Consider the following 24,734-nt stretch of genomic DNA (forward strand, 5'->3'; position numbering starts at 1 on the left):
GAGTCTGGTGGTGGACGTTGTGCTGATGCAGGGCTTCGCGGGGTTCATGTGGCTGCTGAGCATGGCCCTGATCGTGTTCAGCGGCTTCGCGCTGATCGACGCCGCCACGCGCCGTGAGGACGCCTACCGCGCGGCCGACAAGAAGACCAAGCCGTTCTGGCTGATCGTCCTCGCCCTCGCCTTCGTGGTGAACCTGATCTTCAACATCCTGTCGTTCCTGCCGGTCATCGGACTGATCGCGACCATCGTGTACATGGTCGACGTCCGCCCCGCCCTCCGCGGCCTCTCCGGCGGCGGGCGCTCCCGCAGGGGCTCCAGCAGCGACGGCCCCTACGGGCCGTACAACGGCGGCCGCTGATCCGGAGAACGGAGAAGGGCCGCCCCGTGCCCTGAGAGGGCGCGGGACCGTAGCGACGCGCGGCCACCGGTACACGGGTGTGGCCCGCTACAACCCGCGGTCATCGGCGCACGGGTGCGGTCGGCCACGATGCGCAGCCACCAGCGCACGGGCGTGACCGGCCGCGGCGGGCCGGTGTCCGCCCCGCGGCACACCCCGGACGGCGGTCCTCCGCTCACCCCGTCCGGTCCAGCAGCAGCACCGCCACGTCGTCCGTCAGCTCGCCCCCGTTGAGGTCCCGGACCTCGTTGACGGCGGTCCGCAGCAGCTCCTCCCCGCTCAGCCCCTCGGAGAGCTGGCGGCGGATCATCTCCACCATGCCGTCCTGGCCGAGCCGCTCCCCGGTGTCGCCGACCTTGCCCTCGATCAGACCGTCGGTGTAGAGCATCAGGCTCCACTCGGCGCCCAGCTCCACCTGCATCCGCGGCCAGCGGGCGCCCGGCAGCAGCCCGAGCGCCGGGCCGTTGTTGTCGTACGGCAGCAGCCGCGCGGGGCGGCCGGGGCGGGCGAGCAGCGGTGACGGGTGGCCGGCCAGGCACAGGCCCGCCCGGCGGCCGTCCGGCGCGATGTCCACCGTGCACAGGGTCGCGAAGATCTCGTCGTCCGGCCGCTCGTGCTCCAGCACCTCCTGCAGCGTGCCCAGCAGCTGGTCCCCGCACAGTCCCGCCAGGGTCAGCGCGCGCCAGGCGATGCGCAGCTCCACACCGAGCGCGGCCTCGTCCGGGCCGTGCCCGCAGACGTCGCCGATCATGGCGTGCACGGTGCCGTCCGGGGTGCGGACGACGTCGTAGAAGTCCCCGCCGAGCAGGGCGCGGGAGCGGCCGGGGCGGTAGCGGGCGGCGAACCGCAGCGGGGAGCCGTCCAGCAGCGGGGTGGGCAGCAGGCCGCGTTCCAGCCGGCGGTTCTCCTGGGCGCGTACGCGGCCCTCGGCCAGCCGCCGCTCGGCGGAGTCGGACCGCTTGCGCTCCACCGCGTACCGGATCGCCCGGCTCAGCAGCCGGCCGTCCAGCTCGTCGCGGACGAGGTAGTCCTGGGCGCCCACCCGTACGGCCTCGGCGCCGCGCTCGGTGTCGTCGGCGCCGGTGAGCGCGAGGACGGCGTGCCGGGGCGCGAGCTCCAGGACGTGCTTGAGCACGGCGAGCTCGTCGGCGTCGTCCGCCCGGCCGGGCGCGGGCAGCGCGAGGTCCAGCAGGATGCAGTGGACGTCGTCGGTCAGCAGCCGCTCGGCCTCGGTGAGGTTGCGGGCGGTGCGGACCCGGACCGGCTTGCCGGACTGGTCGAGCAGTCCCGGCACGATCGGCGACCCGCCGGGGTCGTCCTCGATCAGCAGCAGGGTGAGGTGGGTGGGGGCGGCCGTCTCGGCCCGGTCCGGCACGGTGCCGGACCGGGCCGCGGTGTGCTCGGACGGGGCCGCCGCGCGCGGGGCCGTCACCCTGGTCTCCGGGGAGTCCTGGGCGGAGCCGCCGTTCGGTGCGGCGGTCGGCGCCTGACCGCCTTCCGCGGCCGGGATCGCTTCCTGCCGCGGTACGGGTGCGGGCATTGTTGCGGGTTCCTTCCCTCCCCCCCGAGGGCACGGTGGGGGCTTCGGCCGTAGGCCTGTGTCCTGCTCCCACCTCCGGGTGCGAGCGGGGGATGCCCCCTTCGAACGGGGACCATAGCGGCTGACGGCGCCGCAGCGGAATGGTGTGGACCACGCCGCTCCGCCCTCGGCCCCCGTCATATGCCGCGTTTGCTACCGCACTTGGACAGCCCGGAGCCGTCACGGGGATGACGAACGTCACGTCCGCGGGGCGGTTGGCGGGAAGACCGACGTGTACTGGGTCACGTGGCCCATGTCACCGGGGTGTTGAGCGGCCGGCCGGGAGGGCGCGAACCGCTCAGTTCGCGTCCGCGTCCGGCCGTACCACCCCGAGGATCGGCATCGACCCGGCTCCCGCGAGCGTCACCGTCCGCCCCGGGCGCGGGGCGTGCACGATCTTGCCGTCCCCGACGTACATCCCCACGTGGCTGGCGTCGCCGAAGTAGATGACGAGGTCACCGGGGCGCATGTCCTCGACGTCGACGCGCTCGAGCTGCTCCCACTGTGCCTGCGAGGTGCGCGGCATGGCCCGCCCGGCCGAGATCCAGGCCTGTGAGGTCAGTCCGGAGCAGTCGTACGTGTTCGGCCCCTCGGCGCCCCACTGGTAGGGCTTGCCGATCTGCGCGGTGGCGTACGCGACGGCCTTCGCGCCCTGCTCCGTCGCCTTGCCCTTGATCTCGTCGAGGATGCCGGAGCTCAGCCAGGAGGCCTGCGCCTCGGCGGCGGCCCGCTTCTCCAGCAGGGCCAGGCGCTCCTTCTCCACCTGCTCCAGCTCGGACTCGACCTTCTCGGCCGCCTCGATCCGTTCCTCGATCTTCTTCTGCGCCTCGGCCTTGGTCTTGCGGCCCGCCTCCAGCTTCGTCATCTGCGCTTCGGCGTCCTGCGCGTACTGCTCCAGGTCCTGCTGGGTGCGGGTCATCTCCCCGAGCAGGCCCTCGGTCGCGTGCTCGCCCTGGCGCACCCGGCCCGCGCCGTCGAGGAACTCCTGCGGGTCGTCGCTCAGCATCAGGTGGGCCTCGGGCGGAAGTCCGCCGCCGCGGTACTGGGCGGCGGCGGCGGCGCCCGCGCGGGTCCTCAGCTCGGCCAGTCTCTCCCGGCCCTCGACGATCTTCTTCGCCAGCTGGACGATCTGGGCGGACTGCTGCCGCGCCTTCTCCTCGGCGGCGTTGTACTCCTCGGTGGCGACGGCCGCCTCGCGGTAGAGCTTGTCGAGCTTCTCGCGTACGGCCTCGAGTTCCTTGTCCTGGTCGGGGACCACGGTGACGCTCGCGGTCGTGCCCGGGGACGGCGGAGGAGCGGGAGCCGCGAACGCCGTACCGGGCAGGGCCAGTACGGTGACCGCGCAGACCACGGTCACAGCCGCCGTGAGCAACCCGCGCTTGGCCGTCTCCATGACGCGCACCCCCGTTGATTAACCGTCAGTAACATATGTCCGCCCGGTGGATGCTGTCATGCCGACGCGCGAAACGACAGAGGGAGTCCCTCCCCTCTCCCCTCCCCGGCGTCCCCGGCACCTCCGGCGCGGTGATCGTCCCGCCCGTGTGACGAACGGCTCACGCGGATCGTTCCCGCTCCGCGGGCGGCGCGGAGTCACCCCCGTGGCGCCAGCGCCTCCCACCGCACCGTCACTTCCCCCTGCCGCCACCGCGCCGGCCCGTCCGCCACCGGCCAGTCGGCCGTGAGGTCCCGCACCGCCCGGATCCAGCGCTGCCGCGCGCCGTACGAGGCGTAGGGCGCGGCGGCGGCCCAGGCGCGGTCGAAGTCGCGCAGGAAGGCGTGCACCGGTTCGCCCGGCACATTGCGGTGGATGAGCGCCTTCGGCAGGCGTTCCGCCAGGTCGGAGGGGCGTTCCAGGGAGCCGAGGCGGGTCGCGAAGGTGACCGTGCGCGGCCCTTCGGGGCCCAGGGCGACCCAGACGTGCCGACGCCCGATCTCGTCGCAGGTCCCCTCGACCAGCAGCCCGCCGCGCGAGCCGGTGGCCGGGTCGGCGGGGGCGAGCCGCGCGCACAGCCGCCGCCACACGGCGGCGACCTCGGCCTCGTCGTACTGGCGCAGCACGTTCGCCGCGCGGACCAGCACCGGCCGCCCGGGGACCGGGACCTCGAAGCCGCCGCGGAGGAAGGCCAGCCCCTCGCGCTCGTACGGCCGTGCCGCCGCGACCCGGGCCGGTTCGATCTCGATGCCCGTCACGCGCGCGCGGGGCGCCGCGGTGCGCAGCCGGTGCAGCAGTTCGACCGCCGTCCAGGGGGCCGCGCCGTAGCCGAGGTCGACGGCGACGGGATCGGCCGCGCGGCGCAGTTCCGCGCCGTGCGTGGCCGCGATCCAGCGGTCCATGCGGCGCAGGCGGTTGGGGTTGGTGGTCCCGCGCGTCACCGTTCCGACGATGGGGGTCCCCCCGCTCGAGCGCAGCCGAGAGTGGGGGAGGGAAGAGGCGCGGGCTGTCATACGGACGAGTATGCGGGTACCCGGAGACGGCACCGGTGGAGGTGACGCGGTCTGCTCTCGAACGGTTGAGCGACTTTCGGTAAAAAGTCGGCAAAACGCTGAACCGGGGACGTCGTCCGGAAATGAGGACGCGGTTTTCGGACGTTGACCTCGCCGAGGGGCCCCACACCCTCCGCCAGCCATGCCCGCAGCGAGGAGGAACGCCACGTGAGCCAGTACATCGCGAGGCTCGGACGGCGTTCCCCCGCCGCACCGCCGCGGCTGCGGCTGCACCGCAGGCCCCGCCGCGTGGCGATGCTCTCCGTGCACACCTCCCCGCTCCACCAGCCGGGCACCGGCGACGCGGGCGGCATGAACGTCTACATCGTGGAGCTCGCGCAGCGCCTCGCCGCGATCAACATCGAGGTCGAGATCTTCACCCGCGCGACCGCAGCCGCCCTCCCGCCCACCGTCGAACTCGCCCCCGGCGTCCTCGTCCGGCACGTCGACGCGGGCCCCTACGAGGGCCTCGCCAAGGAAGAGCTCCCGGCCCAGCTCTGCGCCTTCACCCACGGCGTGATGCAGGCCTGGGCCCACCACCGCCCCGGCCACTACGACCTGGTCCACTCCCACTACTGGCTCTCCGGTCACGTCGGCTGGCTCGCCGCCCAGCGCTGGGGCGTCCCCCTCGTCCACGCCATGCACACCATGGCCAAGGTCAAGAACGCCAGCCTGGCCGACGGCGACACCCCCGAGCCCGCCGCCCGCGTCATCGGCGAGACCCAGATCGTCGCCGCCGCCGACCGGCTCGTCGCCAACACCGCCGAGGAGGCCGGCGAACTCGTACGGCACTACGCCGCCGACCCCGGCAAGGTCGCCGTCGTCCACCCCGGCGTCAACCTCTCCCGCTTCCGCCCGGCCGACGGCCGCGCCGCCGCGCGGGCCCGCCTCGGTCTCCCCCGGGACGCCCTCATCCCCCTCTTCGCGGGCCGCATCCAGCCCCTCAAGGCCCCCGACGTACTCCTGCGCGCGGTGGCCGCCCTCCTCGGCGACCGCCCCGAGCTGCGCTCCCGCCTCTGCGTCCCCGTCGTCGGCGGCCCCAGCGGCAGCGGCCTCGCCAAGCCGGAGGGACTCCAGAAGCTCGCCGCGCGGCTCGGCATCGCCGACGTCGTCCGCTTCCACCCGCCCGTCGGACAGGAACAGCTCGCGGACTGGTTCCGCGCGGCGTCCGTGCTCGTCATGCCCTCCTACAGCGAGTCCTTCGGACTGGTCGCCATAGAGGCGCAGGCCGCCGGCACCCCGGTGCTCGCGGCGGCGGTCGGCGGCCTCCCGGTGGCCGTACGGGACGGGCACACCGGCTTCCTCGTCCAGGGCCACGACCCCGACGCCTACGCGCGCGTGCTGCGCGACTTCGCCGACCACCCGCACCTCGCCGACCGCATGGGCGAGGCCGCCGCCCGGCACGCCCGGTCCTTCGGCTGGGACGCCTCCGCCGCGGCCACCGCCGACGTCTACACGGCCGCGACCCAGGCCCACCGCCGTCGCGTACGCTCGCACCATGGCTGACAAGGCGACGGAGGCGGCGCGGGTCATCGAGGACGTCCTGAAGGACGCCGAGCTGGAGTGGGAGAACCCCGCGCCCGGCAGCTACGTGGTGAAACTCCCCGGCACCCGCAAGCTCTCCACCACCGTGTCCCTGATCGCCGGCCGGCACACGCTCTCCCTGAACGCCTTCGTCATCCGCCACCCCGACGAGAACGAGGCCGGCGTCCACCGCTGGCTCCTGGAACGCAACCTCAAGCTCTTCGGCGTGAGTTACGCCGTCGACCCGCTCGGCGACATCTACGTCACCGGCCGCCTGCCCCTGGCCGCCGTCACCGCCGACGAACTCGACCGCCTCCTCGGCCAGGTCCTGGAAGCCGCCGACGGCAGCTTCAACACCCTCCTGGAACTCGGCTTCGCCTCGGCGATCCGCAAGGAGTACGACTGGCGCGTGTCACGCGGCGAGTCCACCCGCAACCTGGACGCGTTCACCCACCTGCTGGAGCGCCCGTCGCCCGGTAACGCCCCGGCGTGACCCCCACCAGCCTGCGGAAGTGCCGGGTGAGATGTGCCTGGTCGTAGAACCCGGTGGCGACGGCGACCTCGCCCGGTGACCGCCCCTCCAGGAGCAGCCGCCGGGCACGGCCGACCCGCCGGGACATCAGGTACTGGTGCGGCGCGATGCCGTACGCCCCGCTGAACGCCCGTACCAGATGCGCGGGATGGGCGGACAGCGTCCCGCCGGCCTCCGCCAGGCTCACGCCGTCCACGACCCGCTCGTCGAGCAGCTCCCGCAGCCGCCGCGCGAGCACGGGATCCCGCCGGGGCGCGCCGAGCACCTCCCGGGACCGCAGATGCTCCCGCAGCCGCTCCCCGACCAGCGTCAGCCTGCTCTCGGCCTCCAGCTCGTCCCCGGGCCGCACCAGCGCGGAGTGCACCTGCCCCACGCGCCGCCGCAGCAGCGGATCACGCAGATCGGGCCGGTCGACGGCGGCCCCGACGAGACCCTCGGGGAGATGACCGGTGTCCAGGTAGAGCACCCGTTTCCGGAAGCCGCCGGGGGTCGCCGGGGCCCCGTTGTGGGGAACATGCGGCGGCAGCAGGGACACGGTGTCGTGCGGGGTGCCGTGCTCGTGCCGGTCGAGGTCGTACCGTACGGCCCCGTCGTCGACGATGAGCAGCGTCCACGCGTCGTGGACGTGCATCGGGTAGGCGTACTCGGTGAAACGGGCGTGGAACACCTCGACGACACCCGGGACCCGGGGCCGCCAGGCCGACACGCTCGCCCGGGAGGACATGCAAACAACGTACAAGACGCGGGCCGGCCCCGATCGGCAGTCTCAGGGCATGAGCACTCGCTTCGACACGAAGATCGCCGTACTGCTGCGCGAGGACTTGGAGCCCTGGCAGCGCCTCAACGTCACCGCCTTCCTGGTCAGCGGCCTGGGCACCCGGCTCCCCGAGCTGATCGGCGCCCCCTACGAGGACGCGGACGGCGTACCGTACCTGCCGATGCTCCGCCAGCCGGTCCTGGTCTTCCAGGGCACGAAGGAAGTGCTGAAGGCGGCCCACACCCGCGCCCTGACCCGCGCCCTGCCCCGCGCGGTCTTCACCTCCGACCTGTTCGCCACGGGCCACGACGAGGCCAACCGTGCGGCGGTCCGCGCCGTGGGCACGGCGGACCTGGACCTGGTGGGCCTGTCGCTCCACGGCCCGAGGAACGCGGTGGACAAGGTCCTCAAGGGCGCGCGGATGCACCCGTGAGACGCGCCGGCCGCATGAGTGGTGCGCCCACGCTCCACTGCCTCGGCGGCGGCGCGCACAGCCCGTGTACCCGTAGGGACCGGGCCGCGACCTGGACCTGACCGTCGCGCCGTGAGTGCCTCAGTCCGGCAGCGGCCCGGAGGTCTCGCGGCCCGGCTGCCTGCCCTCCGGCGGGTAGTCGCAGTCGATGCCGGTCACCTCACGGTCGTCGTCCTCGGAGTCGATCACCGCCACGCCCGTGCAGGCCCGGCCGTGTTCGTCGGTCCATGTGACGATCTCCGTCCGGTCGGGCTCGGCGCAGCCCGCGAGCAGCAGCGCGCACAGCAGCGCCGACGCCGTGAGTACGGTGGTCCCGTGCGGTCTTCTCATGACATCCCCTCGTGACGACCGGCCCGCGACGCGAGCGCGTCCGGTCGGGTGGATACCCGGCGGAGGTGAACCGTCCGCCGACCGCGGGAGACGAAGCCGTCACGACAAGGCGGCCAGCCACTCGGTCAGGAGCCGGTTGACGTCGTCGGGGCGCTCCTGCTGGATCCAGTGGCCGCAGCCGTCGAGCACGTGCGAGGAGACCAGGCCCGGCAGCGTCACCGGGAACGCCTCGATCGCGTCGGCCAGCCACGTCGTGGAGGCGTCCAGGCCACCGCCGGCGAACAGCGACGGCTGGGTGATCGGCGCGCCGTCGTAGGCGGCCAGGTCCTCCCAGTCGCGGTCCATGTTCCGGTAGCGGTTGAGCGCGCCGGTCATCCCCGTCCGCTCGAACTCCCCGGCGTAGACGTCGAGGTCCCGCTCGCTCAGCCAGCCGGGCAGCCGGCCCGCGGGGAACCGGTCGCGCAGCGTCCCGCCCTGGCCGACGAAGTGCGGATCGGGAGCGCCGGGCGCGGGCATGGTGTCGGCGGACAGCGCCGCGTAGAAACCCGCGAGCCAGCCCCGTACATCGGGCTCGATCTCCGCCTCGGCGCGGCCCGGCTCCTGGAAGTACGAGACGTAGAACTCCTCGTCGCCCCCCATCCCGGCGAAGACGTCACGAGGCCGGGGCCCGCCGCGCGGGGTGTAGGGCACGCTCAGCAGCCCCACCGCGCGGAACACCCCCGGCGCGAGCAGCGCGGAGTTCGCGGCGATGGTCGCGCCCCAGTCGTGCCCCACGACCACCGCCGACTCCTCGCCCAGGGCGCGCACCACCGCGACGTTGTCCTCCACCAGGGCCGTCATCCGGTACGCCTCGATCTCGGCCGGCCTGGAGGAGCGCCCGTACCCGCGCACGTCGACGGCGACCGCGCGGTACCCCGCCGCCGCGAGCGCCGGCAACTGGTGCCGCCAGGAGTACCAGGACTCCGGGAACCCGTGCACGAGCAGCACCAGCGGCCCGCTTCCCTGCTCCACGAGATGGATCCGCCCTCCCGGCGAGGGAACCAGCCGGTGCGTGATCTCCGTGGCTTTCCTGCTCATACGTCCTCCTCCGGGATCGGCGGTCTGCCGTGCCTCGATCATGCGGAAGACCGCCCCGAAGACCCGAGCGCGTTTGCCGACCCGGCAAACCCACCGCCCGCGACCCGTCCCGTCCCTCCGCCGCGGTCCGTGGGGCTGTGGCGAGGGCGGGGCCCCGGGTACGCCTCCTCCCCGGACGGCCGCCCGTCGCCGTCGGCCGTCCGGCCGCGGCGGATCCGGTCAGAACCCGTGGCGTCCCGGTGCGGTCCGGTGAACCGCTCACAACGATGTCTTTGATAAAGCCATGACACCCGCTCCCCGTCCGGCGTCCTATTCTGAGCCGCGAGCCGCGAGGGCCGGGCAGGCGATCGAGGGACGGGGCGAGCGATGGCGTTTCGGGGGGGCGGATCCCGAGGACCTGGAGCAGTTGGCGAAGTTCCTGGACGGCCGAGGTGGTGTCGAGGACCGCCTCGACGAGGCCTTCACCCGTGCTGCCCGTCTGGGGGTGAGCGGGCAGCTGGCGCCCCTGGGACCGATGCGGTCCTGGACCCGTGACGAGGCCAGGGACCTGCGCAGACGCGCGACCCTGCTCCGTCTGGAGAACGGCGACCCGACGGCCGGGCTGCTGTGGGCCGGATTCACGGCGAAGGACCTGGAGAAGTATCAGGGTGAGGGGATCACGCCGGAGACGTTCCTGCTGGTCAACTCGGTGGCGGCGAGCGACGACCCGAACGCCGAGAGCCTGAGACGGCGGCCGGGGGAGAAACTCGGCGACTACGTCGCACGGCTGGAGGCGCACGCCCTCTCGACGATCCCGGGTCTGGAACCGCACGAAGAGACCCTCACCGAAATGATCAAGTTCGGCAGCGACGCGTTCAACGTGGCGGCCGCGGCCCAAGTCTCGGTGATGAGCGGCTTCTCGGGCACCAAGGTTCTGCTGGGCAACGCGGTGAAGACCGGGAAGCTCGGGCCGATGAAGGACGCCCTGGCCGCACGCTGGACGGCGGCGGGCAGCAACCCCGTCCTCCGCTGGGCGGGCAGCAGGCTCGGCAGCTACAACCCGCCGATCCGCTCGCTGTCGGCGCCCGGAAGCTGGCTTCCCGGCCAGCTCGGCAACATGGCGTCGAGGAGCCGGACGTACCAAAGGGTCGCGCACGTGCCCTTCAGCTCCGGTTTCCTGGGCGACCGCTGGGGCGGTGGATTCGACGCGCTGCGGCAACGCGGCTTCATGAACGCCAAGCTGCTGGGCTTCACCCCCAACCAGGCCATCAACTTCTTCGCCGGGTCGGACGACATGGCCCGTATGTACGGCGGGCTGACCCACTCCGGTCAGGCGGTCACCCGTGCGGGACAGGCCAGCCTGATCACGGTCGGCAGGGCCGGCGGGTTCAGCGCGGCGGCGAAGACCGCCGGGCTGTGGCGCGGGGCGGGCATCGTCGGCTCGGCGGGCGCGACGGCGTTCTCGGTGGCCAACATTGCCACCATGGACCACGCCAAGGAGTGGGAGAAGAGCAAGGCCGGCTATCTGGCCAACTACGCCGAGGTCGGCTTCAACGCCTCCCTGACCGCGGCGATGGTGGCCCCCACCCCGCTCACGATCGGCCTGGCCGTGGGCACCGGCCTCGTCTACGGGGGACTGAAGGTCGTAGAACACTGGGACGACATCACGGAAGGCGCCGGGAAAGCCGCCGAGTGGGTGGGCGACAAGGCGGGTGACCTCGGCGACGGGATCGCCGACGGCGCCAAGAAGCTGGGCAGCGCGCTCAACCCGTCCGACTGATCAGACGCGAGAGATGAGAGCCTTCGTCGCCATGGGAACGAGTAGTGAATCCTTCGAGTTCGAGCTGCTGCCGTACAGGACCGAGGCGACGAAGCGGGAGCGGCCCAAAGCAGGGGTCGAGGGCGACGTGGGACCCTTCGGCCCGGTCGTCGTGGAGCGCTGCCCGCTTCACCAGCCACTCGAGAAGGGAATGGACACCGCTCGGTTGAGTGGTCCCGCCTTCCCGGAGACGGTTCTCCGGGGGAAGCGCCGGTCGGGGCGGCCGTCGCTGTTCAAGGCCGAGCTCACCCTCGACGGCCGGCACGCGGAGCTGCGGTTCAACGCCAAGGCCCTGAAGCGTGAGGACCGGGTGCTGCGCATCGCCTACGACGGCCGGGAGTACGCGTACTCCTCGGAGGGCCTGGGGAAGGCGAAGGTCCTGCGGAGAGAGGGGGTCCGGGTCTCGATCGGACTCGGCCGGCAGATCCCGCCCGCCGGCATCGCCGGCGCGGGTACGGCGACCGGCCCGGTGGACGCCGTGGACCTCGCCCTCGCCATCGTGCTGGAAGAGGTGGACACCGACGTCCTCACCCTGACCGGTGCCGCACTGTCCTCCCCCTTCGCCCTGATGCAGCACTTCTCGGACCGGGCGGAGTAGCGGGCCGCCCCGCTCAGGGCCGCGGCCCCAACTCCTCCTTCTCCGGCAGCAGGCCGGTCAACCGGCGCCAGATCTCCCCGGCGTCCGAACGCACCAGCTCCAGAGGGCTCTCCGGCGTGACCTGACCGGGCAGGATCGGCTCCTTCGGCTGCTCACGGATCCAGTACCCCCGCGGGCCGCAGTCCCAGACGGCGAGACTGCGCAGCATCGGGGCGTGGGCACCGTCGTGCTCCCCGTCCCAGGCGACGGTGACACGCCAGTACGAGTTCAGGGCGAGGACCAGCTCGGTCAGCGGGCCCGCCATCTCCCCGGAGGTCCCGGCGTCGGTGACGGCCTTGTGCACGGCGTCCCGGTCCTCCTCGGCCTCCCCGGACGGAGCCGTGATCACGGCGAAGGCGCCGTCCAGAGCCCTCATGGTCGATACGACCCGGGTGGCGGCCGGCTGCGCGTCGGCACCACGACGCAGGTGAACCATGCGGGCGAGCTCGAAGACGAGGGTGCTCGGCTCGACCGGGATGTACTCCGACTCCTCCTCGCCCGGCCACCCTTCGTGGGCGATCACCGAGTTCGGCCCGACGACGACACCGTGGTGCACGGGACCGGCCTCTCCGGTGATCTCGACACTGATGGTGAGCACGGGAGCTCCGAGCGCTTCCGTCAACTCCCGCAGGAGAGGCGAGAGCTGTCCTTCCTCGCCGACCAGCCCGAGCACCTGGAGCTCCCCGAGCGAGGGGAAGAGTTCCGCGCTCGGCGTCTTTCCTTCCGCAAGGCGGACGAGCACCCGCACATGACGGTCGGCCAGCCGCAGCCGTGAACGGGAACTGTCGTAACTGGGCATGAACACGTCCTCCGCAGACGGGCTGGCACGAGGCTAACCCGGCGGAGGAGAGACGGAGGGCCTGCCAAGCGACCCGGACAACGACGAGTGGGTCGCACGGGCCGAGCCGTTTCGGTGGAACGGCCGTCTCCTTCGAGTCGGCTGGCGCCTGGCTCGGGCGAGACGGCCCAGCCCCACGAGCAGGCCCCTTGTCCGCGGTGAAGTCGCAGGCAGGGTGCCTACTGGCGTGAGTGCTCACTTCTCTTCAGGAGGGGACGCGGTGCGTCCTCGTGCCCAGGGAGCGGGTGGCCTTGACGCAGGGGTCGGCTAGCTTGGGGGAATGACCGCCGTGGATCCGCTTGTGCCAGCCCTCGCAGGGGTGGTTGTCGACGCCGTCTGGTTCCTCGAGAGCTGCGATGACGACGAAGTCGATCCCGACTCCGCGGTGAAGATGATGGAAAGCGTGGGCGGGGAACTGCTGCGACTGCCTCCGGACCAGCGCGACCGTCTCTTGCAGGTGCTCGCCGGCTTGGCCGAAGCGGAACAGGACCCCGCACGAAGAGAGTTCCTGGAGGCGTTCCCCTTCGCCTGCGGCCTGGTCGAGGAACAGGAAGACTGAGCCCGACACCGGCTGAGAGAGCACTGCTCCAGGAGTTCGATCCGAGCCCACTTCGGATGCCGTGACCGACTGGTACGAGGGCTGGACAGGGTTGTTGGTGTACGCCACTGTCCGGAGTCGTTGATGTCAGCCGTGAATGTCAGAAACCAGCGTCGCCCCGGCAGTTCTCGTGCCGGCACTCGTCGTCTCGCCGGTGAAGTCGCCGAAGGCTGTCCAGGGCCTCTCCGAGGCCGGCGGACTCTCCATGGGCGAGCAGAGACCTGTCTTCTTGCCCGGGCTTGCCGGGGATCTTGGTGATCTGGTTTTCCCTGATGAGAAGTGGTGGGCTCACGCGCCTGGTAGTCGTCATCGGCTGCTGTCGAGCGGTGTCGGACGGCCCGGAGACGGCCTGAGTCAGTGGCGTCTCCCACAATGCCGTCGTGGGCGAACATCACAAGGTCATCTTCTCCTGCTTCCTGCGCGACGACACCCCGGCCCCCGGCCCTGGTTGCCCTGCGCTGACACATGGGCATGGACGCCGGCTGCCCGGACACCCAAGACCAGGACGATCACCCCTGGCCGTTGCTGCTCGCTGACGGCAACAGCCGCCTCCCCGGCGGCGACACCGTATGCCTGCGCCGCACGGTGCAGGAGTTCACGGCCTCGGGAGAGCGGTACGAATTCCACGACGGCACGTACGACCCCGTCGAGGTCTGATCCGATCCGCCGTGTGACGGTGAGCGCCGGCGGGAGGACGGACGCCCTGTCCGCCGAGCTCCTCCGGGCAACGGAACATCAAGTACGACGGCCAAAACTCCTTGCGTCTCAAGGAGCAACACCTGACGATCACTTCATCGTCCTGACGGCTTCTCAAAAAGAGGGGGAACATGAACGGCAGATACCGCGCCGCCACGGTGACGGCGGGAGCCCTCGCGCTCTCGTTCGCACTCGGCGGCCTCCCTGGTACCGCCTACGCGGCGGACGAGGGGCCTGACGCCCAGACCCCGGCGCAGTCGCTGAGCCGGGAGGGCTACTGGCCCCTGGAGGCAGCCCCCGGCGGAGTCGCGCCCAACGTGGAGCCGGGGGGCCTGCCGCTGGCCCTGAACGGCGATGCCTGGATCTACCACCCCGACGACCCCCTCTTCGGAGACCCCGCCCTGGTCGATCAGGGCGACCTCAGGCTCGACGGCGACGGCGACTGGGCGGAGACGTCCGCGGCACCGGTCGGCGGGGACGGGAGCTTCACTCTCGCCGTCCGTGCCCGCCTGGCCGCGGTTGACGACAGGACGCAGACCGTCCTCTCCCTTCCGGGCTCGCACACCGACCGCCTCGCGATCCGGTACCAGGCGGAAAGCGGGGAGTGGGAAGTCGTGGTGTCCACCGAGGACGAGGTGAACGCTCCGCAGGTGGTCATCTCCGAGGAACAGACCCTGCCCAACGACGATCCCCACGACGTGGGCGAGCACCTGGCCGTCGTCTTCGACGCACCCGCCCACGAGCTCCGCTTCTACGTGGATGGGCAGCTCTCCCGCACGTCCACCGCCGTCGACACGACCTCGTGGACGGCCTCGGGCGGTCTTCAGGTGGGCCGTTCGGCGATCCGGGGGGAGTACTTCGCGGGCACGGTGGACGAGGTACGGGCCTACTCCGGTGTCGCGGACCCGGTGACGATCCAGCAGATGTCCGCCCTGACGGGACTCCCCGACCTCTGAGCACCGGACGGGCCGACCGCGCCCGCGGCTCCATAAGCCGGTGCGGCACTCCTGCCCCTGCGCGCGGATCGTGGAGCGTCCGCGCGCAGGGCGGCTGAGCCGTCGTTGTCGCCCCTCGACAGTCGCTGAGCTCCGCTGCTCCACCGGAGGACCGGACGATGTCCCGCTCAATAGGCGCACATACCGCCGATCCATGTCCCAGGTGCCGCGTCGAGGAAGTCCGTATCGGCATCCCCTCCTCTGCCCGAGGACGGGATGCCGTCGGCTACCGCTGCGACCGCTGCGGGCACACGTGGTCCCGCCTGCTGGAGGACGACCTGGACGTGTACGACACCGTCAGGGTGGACCTCCCGGAGGCCACGATCTACGGCACCGTCCAGCAGGTGGAGGACGACCGGGTCCACGTACGCGACACGGACAGTGGCCAGACGCTGTGGGTCGACCTGTGGAGAGTCATCCTCTACTGAGACCCGCCCGGCCTGCGCCACGTGGTGGAGCTGCAGGCTCAAGAGGAGTCATGGCTGACGAGTACTTCTTGCTGGTGTGCGACGACGCGCCGCACGACGTGGTGCTCACCGACCCCGGCACGCGCACGCTGGACGTCGTCCACGTCGTACGGCGGCTGACAGGGCTGAGCCTTTGGCACAGCAAGGTTCTGGCAGTGCGGGCACCCGCCGTGATCCTCGCCGGCGTGCCGCGGGAAGAAGCCGAGGCGGTCGCCACGGCTCTCCGCGACGCGGGAGCACGGGCCGAGGTGAGACAACAACCGGAGCCGGACTTCCGCAAGCCCTGACCCCGACCCGGCCGAACAGCAGACGCCCCGGAGACGACGAAAAGCCCCTGTCCGCGAAGAACCGGAGACAGGGGCTTTTCCGTGGGTGCTTACTTCTTCTTGCCCTGGTTCTTGACCGCCTCGATCGCGGCCGCGGCGGCCTCCGGGTCGAGGTACTTGCCGCCGGGGGTGACCGGCTTGAAGTCCGAGTCGAGCTCGTAGTACAGCGGGATGCCCGTCGGGATGTTCAGGCCCGCGATGTCGGCGTCCGAGATGCCGTCGAGGTGCTTGACCAGGGCGCGCAGGCTGTTGCCGTGGGCGGCGACCAGGACCGTGCGGTCGGCCAGGAGGTCGGGGACGATCGCGTCGAACCAGTACGGGAGCATCCGGACGACGACGTCCTTCAGGCACTCCGTCTGGGGGCGCAGCTCCGGCGGGAGGGTCGCGTAGCGCGGGTCGGAGAACTGGGAGTACTCGGCGTCGTTGCCGAGCGGCGGCGGCGGGGTGTCGTAGGAGCGGCGCCACAGCATGAACTGCTCCTCGCCGAACTCCGCGAGGGTCTGCGCCTTGTCCTTGCCCTGCAGGGCGCCGTAGTGACGCTCGTTCAGGCGCCAGCTGCGGTTCACCGGGATCCACAGGCGGTCGGCGGCCTCCAGGGCGAGCTGCGCGGTGCGGATCGCGCGCTTCTGGAGGGAGGTGTGGAGCACGTCGGGCAGCAGGCCGGCGTCCTTGAGCAGCTCGCCGCCGCGCGTCGCCTCCTTCTCGCCCTTCGGGGTGAGGTTGACGTCCACCCAGCCGGTGAACAGGTTCTTCTCGTTCCACTCGCTCTCGCCGTGGCGGAGGAGGATCAGCTTGTACGGTGCGTCGGCCATGTGCCCGAGCGTAATCGACACCCCGTACGGGCCGCGCGCCCTGCCCGCTTGGCGGACGGTTGACGGGATCTGTTAATCGAGTGGTTACCCCGGCCCCCTCTTTTGTAAGTTGTGCATGCCGCTTCAGACGCTTACATCTTCTCCGGGGGTTCCATGTCGGTCGACGGACTGAGACGTGCCGTGCGTGAGTCGGTCTCCGGGCTCCCCCGCGAGTTCTGGTGGCTGTGGACCAGCACCCTCGTCAACCGGCTCGGGGCGTTCGTCGCCACCTTCATGGCGCTGTACCTCACGCTCGACCGCGGGTATTCCGCCTCCTACGCCGGGCTCGTCGCCGCGCTGCACGGCCTCGGCGGGGTGATCTCGTCGCTGGGCGCCGGGGTGATGACCGACCGGCTGGGGCGGCGGCCCACCTTGCTCGTCGCGCAGACCGCCACCGCCCTGTCCGTGGCGCTGCTCGGCTTCATGCGGGACCCGGTCGCCATCGCGGCCGTCGCGTTCCTCGTGGGCATGGCCTCCAACGCCTCCCGGCCCGCCGTACAGGCGATGATGGCCGACATCGTGCGGCCGGAGGACCGTATCCGGGCCTTCTCGCTCAACTACTGGGCCATCAATCTCGGCTTCGCGGTCTCCTCCGCGGGGGCCGGGTTCATCGCCGAGTACAGCTACCTCGCCGGGTTCCTGATCGAGGCGGGCATGACGCTGGTCTGCGCCGTGCTCGTCTTCGTGAAGCTGCCCGAGTCCCGGCCGGAGGGCAAGGACTCTCCGGGCGGCTCCGGGGAGAGCGGGTCCGTCTCCCTTCTGACCGTGCTGCGCGACGGGCGGTACATGGGGGTCGTCGGGCTGTCCTTCCTCATCGCCCTCGTCTTCCAGCAGGGGTACCTGGGGCTTCCGGTCGCGATGGGGGAGGCCGGGTTCACGCCCGCGGACTTCGGGATGGCCATCGCCGTCAACGGCGTACTGATCGTCGTCCTGCAGCTTCCCGTCACCCGGTTCATCGAGCACCGGGACCCCGGACGGCTGCTGGTGATCTCCTCGCTGCTCGCCGGATACGGCTTCGGGCTCACCGCCTTCGCCGGGTCGGTCGGCGTCTTCGCCCTCACCGTGTGCGTGTGGACGCTGGCCGAGATCGTCAACGCGCCGACCCAGACCGGGCTGGTCGTCCGCCTCTCCCCGGTGCACGGGCGTGGGCGCTACCAGGGCATGTACACCATGTCCTGGGCGGTCGCCTCACTCGTCGCCCCGCTGATGTCCGGGTTCGTCATCGACCACTGGGGCGCCGCGTGGCTGTGGGGGATGTGCGCCGTCGTCGGGACGGTGGCCGGCCTCGGGTACGGACTGCTGATGCGGCGGCTTCCGGAGGAGGGACTTCCGGAGGAGAAGCTGCCGGAGGAAAGGCTGCCGCGGGAGGCGAAGGAAGCGGTCGTGGTGGAGAAGGCCGCGGAGGCCGGCGCATCCTGAGGGGAGCCGGCCCCCGCGGGCACGACGAGGACCCCGGCGCCTGTGACGGGCACCGGGGTCCCCGGTCGATGACGGGCCGGACGCGTACGGCGTCAGCCGCACTGGCAGGGACTGCCCGACTGGCAGCCACAGCCGCAGCCCGAACCGCAGCCGCAGGCGGCGATCAGGGTGAGGTTCCTGATCTCGGCGGGCTGCTCGGTCTCGCGCTCCCGTGCGGGGTCGGGCGTCGTGCTGGGGGATTCGGCCATGGGTCCCTCCTCAGGGCTGGTGCCTGTGCACACCTGCCCCCATTGGACGCCCGCCCCGCCGGGCGCGGCAACGGCGCATGGAAGCTCGTACGGATCCCGGCAGGCCCCCGCGCGCGGGGTCACGCCGGCCGTCAGGCCCCCTCGACCCCCGGCACCGGCTGCAGGTCCGACTGGATCTCGTCCGCGTGTTCGCCGGTGACCAGGTACACCACCCGCTTGGCGACCGAGACCGCGTGATCGGCGAAACGCTCGTAATACCGGCCCAGCAGCGTGACGTCGACGGCCGTCTCGATGCCGTGCTTCCAGCGGTCGTCCATCAGGTGCTGGAAGAGCGTGCGGTGCAGGAGGTCCATCGCGTCGTCGTCCTGCTCCAACTGGAGCGCCAGATCGACGTCCTTGGTGATGATCACCTCGGCGGCCTTCGCCATCAGGCGCTGCGCGAGCTGGCCCATCTCCAGGATCGTGGCGTGCAGATCACGCGGCACCCCCCGATCCGGGTAGCGCAGCCGGGCCAGCTTGGCCACGTGCTGGGCCAGGTCGCCCGAACGCTCGAGGTCGGCCGACATCCGCAGCGAGGTGACGACTATGCGCAGGTCGGTCGCCACCGGCTGCTGACGGGCCAGCAGGGCGATGGCCCGCGCCTCCAGGTCGTGCTGGAGCTCGTCGACCTTCTGGTCGGCCTCGATCACGCTCTCCGCCAGCTTCAGATCGGCGTCGAGGATGGCCGTCGTGGCGCGTCCGATCGCCGACCCGACCAGCCGGGCCATCTCCACCAGACCGTCGCCGATCGAATCCAGTTCCTCGTGGTACGCGTCCCGCATCAGGGTTCCTCTCGTACTTCTTCATCCGGGCTTCAGGGGCCTGCTCTCCTCCCCACGCTCCCACGTTGTGCCCTCTACGCGTCCGATTCCGCCACCTCACATGAACCGCCCCTGGCTCCAAGGTGAACTCTGGGCGACGAGTGTTCGAGCTCGCACTCCGACGGCTGTGGGCACCACCCGCGCCATGCCTAACCTGGACGCATGGACGTGAACGCGGCGGTCGCCGCAGTGGCAGCGATCGCCGGTGTGCTCACCGGCGTCATCGCCATGCTGGCGTTCCGCTTCAGCGAGCGCGAACAGAGGCGCCCCACGCGCACCTCCCTGCACACGGACCCGGTGCTCCCGCCGGGTGTGGACACGGTGCTGTCCGTGCTGCGCTCGTCCGCCGTCGTCCTCGACGAGGCCGACGGCGTCGTCAAGGCCAGCTCCGCCGCGTACGCCCTCGGGCTGGTCCGCGGCGGCAAGCTTGCCGTGGAGCCCATGCTGCAGATGGCCCGCGACACCCGGCGCGACGGCGAGATACGCCAGGTCGAGCTGGACCTGCCCCGCCGGGGGACCGGACGCGGCGAGGCCCTCGCGGTGTCCGCGCGGGTGGCGCCGCTCGGCTCCCGGCTCGTTCTGCTGCTCGTCGAGGACCTCACCGAGGCCCGCCGCATCGAGGCCGTACGACGCGACTTCGTCGCCAACGTCAGCCACGAGCTCAAGACCCCGGTCGGAGCGCTCTCGCTGCTCTCCGAGGCGGTGATGGACGCCGCCGACGACCCGGAGGCGGTGGAACGGTTCGCCGGGCGGATGCAGATCGAGGCGACCCGGCTGACCAACCTGGTGCAGGAGCTCATCGACCTGTCCCGGGTGCAGAACGACGACCCGCTGGAGGACGCCGAATCCGTCCGCGTCGACGAACTCGTCGCCGAGGCCATCGACCGCTGCCGGCACCAGGCCGGCGCCAAGGAGATCACCATGGCCGCGGGCGGCACCGCCGACCTGCACATATGGGGCAACCGCGGCCAGCTCGCCGCCGCGCTCGGCAACCTCGTCGAGAACGCGGTCAACTACTCACCCGCCCGCACCCGCGTGGGCATCGCGGCCCGTACGGTCGCGCAGCCCGGCGGGGCCCTGATCGAGATAGCGGTGACCGACCAGGGCATCGGCATCTCGGAGAAGGACAAGGAGCGCATCTTCGAGCGCTTCTACCGGGTCGACCCGGCCCGTTCCCGCGCCACCGGCGGTACGGGGCTCGGCCTCGCGATCGTGAAACACGTGGCCGCCTCGCACGGCGGGGAGGTCACGGTGTGGAGCGCCGAGGGCCAGGGTTCCACCTTCACCCTGCGGCTGCCGGAGGCCCGTGCGGCCCGTGACCGCGCCCACCAGATGTCCCACCGGGACGACATGTCCCCTCAGGACGACACGTCCCTCCAGGACGGCGGCACCCACGGCCTCGACGGTGAGGCCCGGAGGGTGTCCCGCTCATCCCCCCACTCTTCCGATTCATCCGCGTACGAAACGCTTCCCTCCCCGGAGGTCCTTCCGTGACCCGTGTGCTCGTCGTCGAGGACGAGGAGTCCTTCTCCGACGCCCTGTCGTACATGCTCCGCAAGGAGGGCTTCGAGGTCGCCGTCGCGACCACCGGGCCCGACGGACTCGACGAGTTCGAGCGCAACGGCGCCGACCTCGTTCTTCTCGACCTGATGCTGCCCGGCCTGCCGGGCACCGAGGTCTGCCGCCAGCTGCGCGGCCGTTCCAACGTCCCCGTCATCATGGTGACCGCCAAGGACAGCGAGATCGACAAGGTTGTCGGGCTGGAGATAGGGGCCGACGACTACGTCACCAAGCCGTTCTCCTCGCGGGAGCTGGTGGCCCGCATCCGCGCGGTGCTGCGGCGGCGCGGGGAGCCGGAGGAGGTCGCTCCGGCGGCGCTGGAGGCCGGGCCGGTACGGATGGACGTCGACCGGCACGTGGTGACGGTGGGCGGTACGAAGATCGACCTGCCGTTGAAGGAGTTCGATCTGCTGGAGATGCTGCTGCGGAACGCGGGGCGGGTGCTGACGCGGATGCAGCTCATCGACCGGGTGTGGGGGGCCGACTACGTCGGCGACACCAAGACGCTCGATGTGCATGTGAAGCGGCTGCGGGCGAAGATCGAGCCGGATCCGGGGGCGCCGCGGTACCTGGTGACGGTGCGGGGGCTGGGGTACAAGTTCGAGCCGTAGGCCTGCGGCGCGGCGTTCGCCGGTGCCGGTGCCGGTGCCGGTGCGGGTGCTGTGGCTGGGCGGGGGGTGTTGCGCAGCCCGGCGTTTGCGGGGTGCCGCTGCGCCCACCCGTGCCGCCCCAGCGGCACGACTGCCCGCAGCTGCGCGGCATGGATGCCCGCAGTTGTGCGAAGGGCGGGACCCCCTCAGGGGGTCCCGCCCTTTTGTGGCGTGCGAGTGGTCAGTGGCCGGTCTGCGTGCTCGCGGAGGCCGCGTCGGTCGGGGTGCCCGAGGGGGCGTCGGTCTCCGTCGACCCGCCGTTCTCGCCGTTCTCCGTGCCCTCCGGGGCGCCGGTGGCCTCGTTCGTGGTGCCGGCGGCCGGCTCGCCGGAGGACTCCGCGGACGGCTCCGTCGAGGCGTCCGGCGCGGCGGCCTCCTCGGTCGGGCCCCAGCTCTTGAAGAAGTGCTCGGCCGGGAAGACGATCGCGCGCAGGCTCACATCACCGGTCTTGCTGAAGGTGAAGGTGACCTTCTGGGCGTTGCCGTCCTGGACGGCCTCACGGCTGCTGGGCAGAACGGCGGACGCGTTGCCCTCGCCGCCGAGGATCAGCGAGCCGCCGGCCGGGACGGTGAGGCTGCCGCCCTCGGCGGGGGACAGCTCGGCGGTCTTGCCGGTGCCGGGGATGGTGACCGACTCCAGCGTCTGGTCGGTGCGACCCGTGTTGAACAGGGTGGCGGAGACGACCGCCGGGCCCGTCGACTCCAGGTCGGGCTGGGTGATGACCGTGGCGTTCTGGACCTTGATGTCGCCGACGGTCGCCGACGCGTTGTCCGGCTGGATCTCCAGGGTCTGGGCGTTGTGGCCGGCCGCGCACGCGGAGAGCGAGGCGATCGAGAACGCGATGGCGGCGGCGGCGAGAGCGCCGCGTCGAAGGCTGCTGCTCACGGCGGCGGCAACTCCTTGACTCGGGTCGTTCGGCGACCGGGTGAAGCCGCCCTAAGTGTCTGTCAGCGGCCTCAGGTTACCGAGCCGTCCCCGCGCGACCGCACCCGACCCTCCCGATACGTCCCGTGTCGGCCCGGTGAGGCGTGTCCGGACCCCCGTCATCACTCCGTCGGCGGTCGGGAGCGGGCGCGTTCCGCCTCTTGAGTCACAAGTGACTCACCAGTCACTTGGGTCGCTTTCACGTCGTACTCCCGCGCCATTCCCATAGTGATCGCGCATTTCCCGTGAAGGAATGAGCGGAGGGCTCCGGAATTGATCACCGGCCGCTCATCCTCGCACCGTGTGATCAATTCCGGATTCGGCCGGAACCCGGCCCGGCACACCGAACGGAGTAGCGGAACTCGAGCACATGGAACCGGACATATGGGGATGTTCGACCGCTCGTGCGGGGCTCCCGATGCGTGTAACGTGCGCGTTTCGCTTGCGCCGGAGAGCCGCTCCGACCTGCGAATACCTGCTTCCGCTAGGTGTCCGCAGCACGTTCCTGTTGCTGTTGTCAAGCCCCGAGAATGGCCCTGACCTGCGAAAACGCCATTCAGAAGGCGCCGTATCCGTGTTACCCTGGATAGCCACGGAAGGGGTACCTGTCACATGACGTTCAAGGTTGGCGACACCGTGGTCTATCCCCATCACGGGGCCGCGCTGATCGAGGCTATCGAAACTCGCCAGATCAAAGGCGTGGACAAGACCTACTTGGTGCTGAAGGTCGCCCAGGGTGACCTGACGGTACGTGTGCCAGCGGACAATGCGGAGTTCGTCGGCGTACGTGATGTGGTCGGTCAGGACGGGCTGGACCGGGTCTTCGAGGTGCTGCGCGCACCGTATGCGGAGGAGCCCACGAACTGGTCCCGTCGCTACAAGGCAAATCTCGAGAAGCTCGCCTCGGGCGATGTCATCAAGGTCGCGGAAGTCGTACGTGACCTGTGGCGTCGTGAGCGCGAGCGCGGACTCTCCGCCGGTGAGAAGCGCATGCTCGCCAAGGCGCGTCAGATCCTGGTCAGCGAGCTCGCCCTCGCGGAGAACACCAACGAGGACAAGGCCGAGGCCCTGCTCGACGAGGTCCTCGCCTCCTGAGATTTCTGAGCAGGCCGCGCGGCCCGCGGCTCACTCTCAGCACTCAGCACTTCGAAATGCCGCGGTGCCCGATGACGTCATGGACGTCGCCGGGCGCTGCGGCATGTTCGTACCCGGACACCGTGCATACGCTGCACTTGCGTCGCGCCGGGGAATGTGTCATGACTCACGTCCCCACCCCTGGCGTGCCGGGCCCGGGCGGTCGACTCGACCAGAATCACGGAAGGGGCTGGTCAAGACGGGACGCCCGGCATTCCCCCCGCTCCGGGAGCAGGGGGCACGCCCAGGCCATACCCACCTGGGCCGAGCACACAAACCTGACAGGAACCGATGTCTGACGATCCGCTCCCCCCGCCGTCACCGAGCCCCGCACCAGGCCGTACGACCGCCCGCACGGCGGCCGTGATCCCGGCCGCCGGCCGTGGTGTACGCCTCGGACCGGGCGCCCCCAAGGCGCTCCGCGCACTGGGCGGCACCCCCATGCTCATCCACGCCGTCCGCGCGATGGCCGCCTCCCGAGCCGTCTCCCTGGTCGTCGTCGTGGCCCCGCCCGACGGCGCCCCCGAGGTCAGGTCGCTGCTCGACGCACACGCGCTGCCCGACCGCACCGACTTCCTCGTCGTCCCCGGCGGCGAGAGCCGCCAGGAGTCCGTGAAACTCGGCCTGGACGCGCTGCCGCCCGGCTACGACATCGTCCTCGTGCACGACGCCGCCCGCCCGCTCGTCCCCGTGGACACCGTCGACACCGTCATCGAGGCCGTACGCGACGGCGCGCCGGCCGTCGTCCCCGCACTGCCGCTCGCCGACACCGTCAAGCAGGTCGAACCCGCCGCCCCCGGTGAGCCCGAGCCCGTGACCTCCACCCCGGACCGGTCACTGCTGCGGGCCGTACAGACCCCGCAGGGCTTCGACCGGGCCACCCTCGTACGTGCCCACGAGACCGTGAAGGACGACGTCACCGACGACGCGAGCATGGTCGAACAGCTCGGCCTCACCGTCGTCACCGTCCCCGGCCACGAAGAGGCCTTCAAGGTCACCCGCCCCCTCGACCTGGTCCTCGCCGAGGCGGTCCTCGCCCGCAGGAGGCTCAACGATGGCTTCTGAACAGCCGTACCCCCTGCCGCAGGTCGGCATCGGCACCGACATCCACGCCTTCGAGGACGGCCGCGAACTGTGGTGCGCCGGCCTGAAATGGGAGGGGGAGGGCCCCGGGCTCGCCGGCCACTCCGACGCGGACGTCGTCGCCCACGCCGCCTGCAACGCCCTGTTCTCCGCCGCCGGCCTCGGCGACCTCGGACAGCACTTCGGCACCGGTCGCCCGGAGTGGTCCGGAGCCTCCGGCGTCACCCTGCTCACCGAGGCCGCCCGCATCGTCCACGAGGCCGGCTTCCGCATCGGCAACATCGCCGTCCAGGTGATCGGCCCCCGCCCGAAGATCGGCAAACGCAGGCAGGAAGCCCAGAAACTCCTCTCGGAGGCGGCGGGCGCCCCGGTCTCGGTCTCCGGCGCCACGACCGACGGCCTGGGCTTCCCCGGCAGGGACGAGGGCCTCATGGCGGTGGCGACGGCACTGGTCGTCAAAGAAGGATGAGCCGTCCGGCCCGGGGGACGCGGGGCCG

General features: G+C 71.4%; 28 protein-coding genes. 17 read left to right on the forward strand and 11 right to left on the reverse strand.

Annotation, left to right across the window (positions count from 1 at the left end):
- Positions 1-25: 25 nt before the first annotated feature.
- Positions 26-358: a DUF2516 family protein gene (locus IH50_RS0120855; protein WP_030864278.1), complete on the forward strand. Its 333-nt coding sequence runs from the start codon at positions 26-28 to the stop codon at positions 356-358.
- A gap of 214 nt (positions 359-572) precedes the next feature.
- Here IH50_RS0120855 and IH50_RS0120860 read toward each other — a convergent pair whose 3' ends face one another.
- The 3 genes from IH50_RS0120860 to IH50_RS0120870 form a co-directional block, all read right to left on the reverse strand.
- A complete protein-coding gene (locus IH50_RS0120860; RefSeq protein ID WP_030864283.1) occupies positions 573-1,937 on the reverse strand; it encodes a PP2C family protein-serine/threonine phosphatase in 1,365 nt (454 codons plus the stop codon).
- A gap of 337 nt (positions 1,938-2,274) precedes the next feature.
- Positions 2,275-3,369 carry a C40 family peptidase gene (locus IH50_RS0120865; RefSeq protein WP_030864285.1) on the reverse strand — a complete coding sequence of 365 codons (1,095 nt, stop codon included), beginning with the start codon at positions 3,367-3,369 and terminating at the stop codon, positions 2,275-2,277.
- A gap of 197 nt (positions 3,370-3,566) precedes the next feature.
- Entirely contained in the window at positions 3,567-4,421 is an 855-nt protein-coding gene (locus IH50_RS0120870; RefSeq protein WP_420709089.1) for a class I SAM-dependent methyltransferase, read from the reverse strand.
- A 207-nt stretch (positions 4,422-4,628) separates the two neighbouring features.
- Between IH50_RS0120870 and mshA the strand changes: the two genes are divergently transcribed.
- Entirely contained in the window at positions 4,629-5,966 is a 1,338-nt protein-coding gene (gene mshA / locus IH50_RS0120875) for a D-inositol-3-phosphate glycosyltransferase (protein WP_030864289.1), read from the forward strand.
- A complete protein-coding gene (locus tag IH50_RS0120880; RefSeq protein WP_030864290.1) occupies positions 5,959-6,477 on the forward strand; it encodes a YbjN domain-containing protein in 519 nt (172 codons plus the stop codon). Before mshA ends, IH50_RS0120880 begins: the two co-directional genes overlap by 8 nt.
- On the opposite strand, the gene IH50_RS0120885 is transcribed toward IH50_RS0120880, so the two are convergent.
- Complete coding sequence (locus IH50_RS0120885) at positions 6,431-7,240, reverse strand: helix-turn-helix domain-containing protein (protein WP_030864291.1); 810 nt, start codon at positions 7,238-7,240, stop codon at positions 6,431-6,433. The two genes, IH50_RS0120880 and IH50_RS0120885, sit on opposite strands and share 47 nt — an antisense overlap.
- Between IH50_RS0120885 and IH50_RS0120890 the strand changes: the two genes are divergently transcribed.
- On the forward strand, positions 7,239-7,706 hold the full coding sequence (locus IH50_RS0120890) for a DUF2000 domain-containing protein (RefSeq protein WP_199822112.1): 468 nt from the start codon (positions 7,239-7,241) through the stop codon (positions 7,704-7,706). The genes IH50_RS0120885 and IH50_RS0120890 overlap by 2 nt on opposite strands.
- A gap of 120 nt (positions 7,707-7,826) precedes the next feature.
- Here IH50_RS0120890 and IH50_RS0120895 read toward each other — a convergent pair whose 3' ends face one another.
- Together IH50_RS0120895 and IH50_RS0120900 are read right to left on the reverse strand one after the other, a co-directional pair.
- Complete coding sequence (locus tag IH50_RS0120895) at positions 7,827-8,075, reverse strand: hypothetical protein (RefSeq protein ID WP_051767390.1); 249 nt, start codon at positions 8,073-8,075, stop codon at positions 7,827-7,829.
- Positions 8,076-8,174: 99 nt separating this feature from the next.
- Positions 8,175-9,152, reverse strand: a complete 978-nt coding sequence (locus IH50_RS0120900) for an alpha/beta fold hydrolase (protein WP_030864297.1) — start codon at positions 9,150-9,152, stop codon at positions 8,175-8,177.
- Positions 9,153-9,558: 406 nt separating this feature from the next.
- Here IH50_RS0120900 and IH50_RS0120905 point away from each other — a divergent pair, with 406 nt between their 5' ends.
- Entirely contained in the window at positions 9,559-10,911 is a 1,353-nt protein-coding gene (locus IH50_RS0120905) for a PE-PGRS family protein (RefSeq protein ID WP_234328212.1), read from the forward strand.
- A gap of 31 nt (positions 10,912-10,942) precedes the next feature.
- On the forward strand, positions 10,943-11,548 hold the full coding sequence (locus IH50_RS0120910; protein WP_234328213.1) for a hypothetical protein: 606 nt from the start codon (positions 10,943-10,945) through the stop codon (positions 11,546-11,548).
- 13 nt (positions 11,549-11,561) lie between these two features.
- On the opposite strand, the gene IH50_RS0120915 is transcribed toward IH50_RS0120910, so the two are convergent.
- Positions 11,562-12,386 (reverse strand): hypothetical protein, encoded by an 825-nt coding sequence (locus tag IH50_RS0120915; RefSeq protein WP_030864310.1) that lies wholly within the window; start codon positions 12,384-12,386, stop codon positions 11,562-11,564.
- A 319-nt stretch (positions 12,387-12,705) separates the two neighbouring features.
- Here IH50_RS0120915 and IH50_RS0120920 point away from each other — a divergent pair, with 319 nt between their 5' ends.
- The 5 genes from IH50_RS0120920 (at position 12,706) to IH50_RS0120940 (ending at position 15,468) form a co-directional block, all read left to right on the forward strand.
- A complete protein-coding gene (locus IH50_RS0120920) occupies positions 12,706-12,984 on the forward strand; it encodes a hypothetical protein (RefSeq protein ID WP_030864312.1) in 279 nt (92 codons plus the stop codon).
- A 504-nt stretch (positions 12,985-13,488) separates the two neighbouring features.
- Positions 13,489-13,680, forward strand: a complete 192-nt coding sequence (locus IH50_RS0120925; RefSeq protein WP_030864314.1) for a hypothetical protein — start codon at positions 13,489-13,491, stop codon at positions 13,678-13,680.
- 170 nt (positions 13,681-13,850) lie between these two features.
- Complete coding sequence (locus IH50_RS0120930; RefSeq protein WP_030864316.1) at positions 13,851-14,675, forward strand: LamG domain-containing protein; 825 nt, start codon at positions 13,851-13,853, stop codon at positions 14,673-14,675.
- A 158-nt stretch (positions 14,676-14,833) separates the two neighbouring features.
- Positions 14,834-15,142 carry a hypothetical protein gene (locus tag IH50_RS0120935; protein WP_030864317.1) on the forward strand — a complete coding sequence of 103 codons (309 nt, stop codon included), beginning with the start codon at positions 14,834-14,836 and terminating at the stop codon, positions 15,140-15,142.
- A 50-nt stretch (positions 15,143-15,192) separates the two neighbouring features.
- Positions 15,193-15,468 (forward strand): ribosomal protein L7/L12, encoded by a 276-nt coding sequence (locus tag IH50_RS0120940; RefSeq protein WP_030864321.1) that lies wholly within the window; start codon positions 15,193-15,195, stop codon positions 15,466-15,468.
- Positions 15,469-15,557: 89 nt separating this feature from the next.
- Here the strand turns inward: IH50_RS0120940 and IH50_RS0120945 are convergent, their stop codons facing one another.
- Positions 15,558-16,319 carry a phosphoglyceromutase gene (locus IH50_RS0120945; protein ID WP_030864324.1) on the reverse strand — a complete coding sequence of 254 codons (762 nt, stop codon included), beginning with the start codon at positions 16,317-16,319 and terminating at the stop codon, positions 15,558-15,560.
- 153 nt (positions 16,320-16,472) lie between these two features.
- On the opposite strand from IH50_RS0120945, the gene IH50_RS0120950 reads away from it, so the two are divergent.
- On the forward strand, positions 16,473-17,777 hold the full coding sequence (locus IH50_RS0120950) for an MDR family MFS transporter (RefSeq protein ID WP_030864327.1): 1,305 nt from the start codon (positions 16,473-16,475) through the stop codon (positions 17,775-17,777).
- Between the two features lie 92 nt (positions 17,778-17,869).
- Here the strand turns inward: IH50_RS0120950 and IH50_RS42075 are convergent, their stop codons facing one another.
- Both IH50_RS42075 and phoU read right to left on the reverse strand, forming a co-directional pair.
- The gene (locus IH50_RS42075; RefSeq protein ID WP_199822113.1) at positions 17,870-18,025 is read right to left on the reverse strand and encodes a hypothetical protein; all 156 of its coding nucleotides are present in this window, start codon (positions 18,023-18,025) and stop codon (positions 17,870-17,872) included.
- A 131-nt stretch (positions 18,026-18,156) separates the two neighbouring features.
- On the reverse strand, positions 18,157-18,846 hold the full coding sequence (gene phoU, locus IH50_RS0120960) for a phosphate signaling complex protein PhoU (protein ID WP_030864330.1): 690 nt from the start codon (positions 18,844-18,846) through the stop codon (positions 18,157-18,159).
- 201 nt (positions 18,847-19,047) lie between these two features.
- Here phoU and IH50_RS0120965 point away from each other — a divergent pair, with 201 nt between their 5' ends.
- Positions 19,048-20,379, forward strand: coding sequence for a sensor histidine kinase (locus tag IH50_RS0120965; RefSeq protein ID WP_030864332.1), 1,332 nt, complete (start codon positions 19,048-19,050; stop codon positions 20,377-20,379).
- On the forward strand, positions 20,376-21,056 hold the full coding sequence (locus IH50_RS0120970) for a response regulator transcription factor (protein ID WP_019326704.1): 681 nt from the start codon (positions 20,376-20,378) through the stop codon (positions 21,054-21,056). The genes IH50_RS0120965 and IH50_RS0120970 overlap by 4 nt, the downstream gene beginning before the upstream one ends.
- Positions 21,057-21,276: 220 nt before the next feature.
- Here the strand turns inward: IH50_RS0120970 and IH50_RS0120975 are convergent, their stop codons facing one another.
- A complete protein-coding gene (locus tag IH50_RS0120975) occupies positions 21,277-21,981 on the reverse strand; it encodes a hypothetical protein (protein ID WP_030864334.1) in 705 nt (234 codons plus the stop codon).
- A 651-nt stretch (positions 21,982-22,632) separates the two neighbouring features.
- Here IH50_RS0120975 and IH50_RS0120980 point away from each other — a divergent pair.
- The 3 genes from IH50_RS0120980 to ispF all read left to right on the forward strand — a co-directional run bounded on the left by IH50_RS0120980 (position 22,633) and on the right by ispF (position 24,706).
- Complete coding sequence (locus IH50_RS0120980; RefSeq protein WP_003953493.1) at positions 22,633-23,115, forward strand: CarD family transcriptional regulator; 483 nt, start codon at positions 22,633-22,635, stop codon at positions 23,113-23,115.
- A gap of 330 nt (positions 23,116-23,445) precedes the next feature.
- The gene (ispD, locus tag IH50_RS0120985; protein ID WP_030864336.1) at positions 23,446-24,219 is read left to right on the forward strand and encodes a 2-C-methyl-D-erythritol 4-phosphate cytidylyltransferase; all 774 of its coding nucleotides are present in this window, start codon (positions 23,446-23,448) and stop codon (positions 24,217-24,219) included.
- Positions 24,209-24,706, forward strand: a complete 498-nt coding sequence (gene ispF, locus IH50_RS0120990; protein ID WP_030864337.1) for a 2-C-methyl-D-erythritol 2,4-cyclodiphosphate synthase — start codon at positions 24,209-24,211, stop codon at positions 24,704-24,706. The genes ispD and ispF overlap by 11 nt, the downstream gene beginning before the upstream one ends.
- Positions 24,707-24,734: the final 28 nt, after the last annotated feature.

Origin of the sequence: Streptomyces sp. NRRL S-37, from assembly GCF_000721605.1 — a bacterium.
In the GTDB taxonomy this organism is placed as follows: Bacteria; Actinomycetota; Actinomycetes; order Streptomycetales; family Streptomycetaceae; genus Streptomyces.

Excerpts from the sequence above, each read along its gene's own strand:
- IH50_RS0120900 (WP_030864297.1), bottom strand. The coding sequence starts at position 9,152 with ATGAGCAGGAAAGCCACGGAGATCACGCACCGGCTGGTTCCCTCGCCG.
- IH50_RS0120930 (WP_030864316.1), top strand. The coding sequence starts at position 13,851 with ATGAACGGCAGATACCGCGCCGCCACGGTGACGGCGGGAGCCCTCGCG.
- ispF (WP_030864337.1), top strand. The coding sequence starts at position 24,209 with ATGGCTTCTGAACAGCCGTACCCCCTGCCGCAGGTCGGCATCGGCACC.
- IH50_RS0120925 (WP_030864314.1), top strand. The coding sequence starts at position 13,489 with ATGGGCATGGACGCCGGCTGCCCGGACACCCAAGACCAGGACGATCAC.
- IH50_RS0120885 (WP_030864291.1), bottom strand. The coding sequence starts at position 7,240 with ATGTCCTCCCGGGCGAGCGTGTCGGCCTGGCGGCCCCGGGTCCCGGGT.
- IH50_RS0120915 (WP_030864310.1), bottom strand. The coding sequence starts at position 12,386 with ATGCCCAGTTACGACAGTTCCCGTTCACGGCTGCGGCTGGCCGACCGT.
- IH50_RS0120890 (WP_199822112.1), top strand. The coding sequence starts at position 7,239 with ATGCAAACAACGTACAAGACGCGGGCCGGCCCCGATCGGCAGTCTCAG.
- IH50_RS42075 (WP_199822113.1), bottom strand. The coding sequence starts at position 18,025 with ATGGCCGAATCCCCCAGCACGACGCCCGACCCCGCACGGGAGCGCGAG.
- IH50_RS0120855 (WP_030864278.1), top strand. The coding sequence starts at position 26 with ATGCAGGGCTTCGCGGGGTTCATGTGGCTGCTGAGCATGGCCCTGATC.
- IH50_RS0120910 (WP_234328213.1), top strand. The coding sequence starts at position 10,943 with ATGGGAACGAGTAGTGAATCCTTCGAGTTCGAGCTGCTGCCGTACAGG.
- IH50_RS0120920 (WP_030864312.1), top strand. The coding sequence starts at position 12,706 with ATGACCGCCGTGGATCCGCTTGTGCCAGCCCTCGCAGGGGTGGTTGTC.
- IH50_RS0120940 (WP_030864321.1), top strand. The coding sequence starts at position 15,193 with ATGGCTGACGAGTACTTCTTGCTGGTGTGCGACGACGCGCCGCACGAC.
- IH50_RS0120965 (WP_030864332.1), top strand. The coding sequence starts at position 19,048 with ATGGACGTGAACGCGGCGGTCGCCGCAGTGGCAGCGATCGCCGGTGTG.
- IH50_RS0120945 (WP_030864324.1), bottom strand. The coding sequence starts at position 16,319 with ATGGCCGACGCACCGTACAAGCTGATCCTCCTCCGCCACGGCGAGAGC.
- IH50_RS0120860 (WP_030864283.1), bottom strand. The coding sequence starts at position 1,937 with ATGCCCGCACCCGTACCGCGGCAGGAAGCGATCCCGGCCGCGGAAGGC.
- IH50_RS0120980 (WP_003953493.1), top strand. The coding sequence starts at position 22,633 with ATGACGTTCAAGGTTGGCGACACCGTGGTCTATCCCCATCACGGGGCC.
- IH50_RS0120870 (WP_420709089.1), bottom strand. The coding sequence starts at position 4,421 with ATGACAGCCCGCGCCTCTTCCCTCCCCCACTCTCGGCTGCGCTCGAGC.
- IH50_RS0120935 (WP_030864317.1), top strand. The coding sequence starts at position 14,834 with ATGTCCCGCTCAATAGGCGCACATACCGCCGATCCATGTCCCAGGTGC.
- ispD (WP_030864336.1), top strand. The coding sequence starts at position 23,446 with ATGTCTGACGATCCGCTCCCCCCGCCGTCACCGAGCCCCGCACCAGGC.
- IH50_RS0120895 (WP_051767390.1), bottom strand. The coding sequence starts at position 8,075 with ATGAGAAGACCGCACGGGACCACCGTACTCACGGCGTCGGCGCTGCTG.
- IH50_RS0120865 (WP_030864285.1), bottom strand. The coding sequence starts at position 3,369 with ATGGAGACGGCCAAGCGCGGGTTGCTCACGGCGGCTGTGACCGTGGTC.
- IH50_RS0120950 (WP_030864327.1), top strand. The coding sequence starts at position 16,473 with ATGTCGGTCGACGGACTGAGACGTGCCGTGCGTGAGTCGGTCTCCGGG.
- phoU (WP_030864330.1), bottom strand. The coding sequence starts at position 18,846 with ATGCGGGACGCGTACCACGAGGAACTGGATTCGATCGGCGACGGTCTG.
- IH50_RS0120880 (WP_030864290.1), top strand. The coding sequence starts at position 5,959 with ATGGCTGACAAGGCGACGGAGGCGGCGCGGGTCATCGAGGACGTCCTG.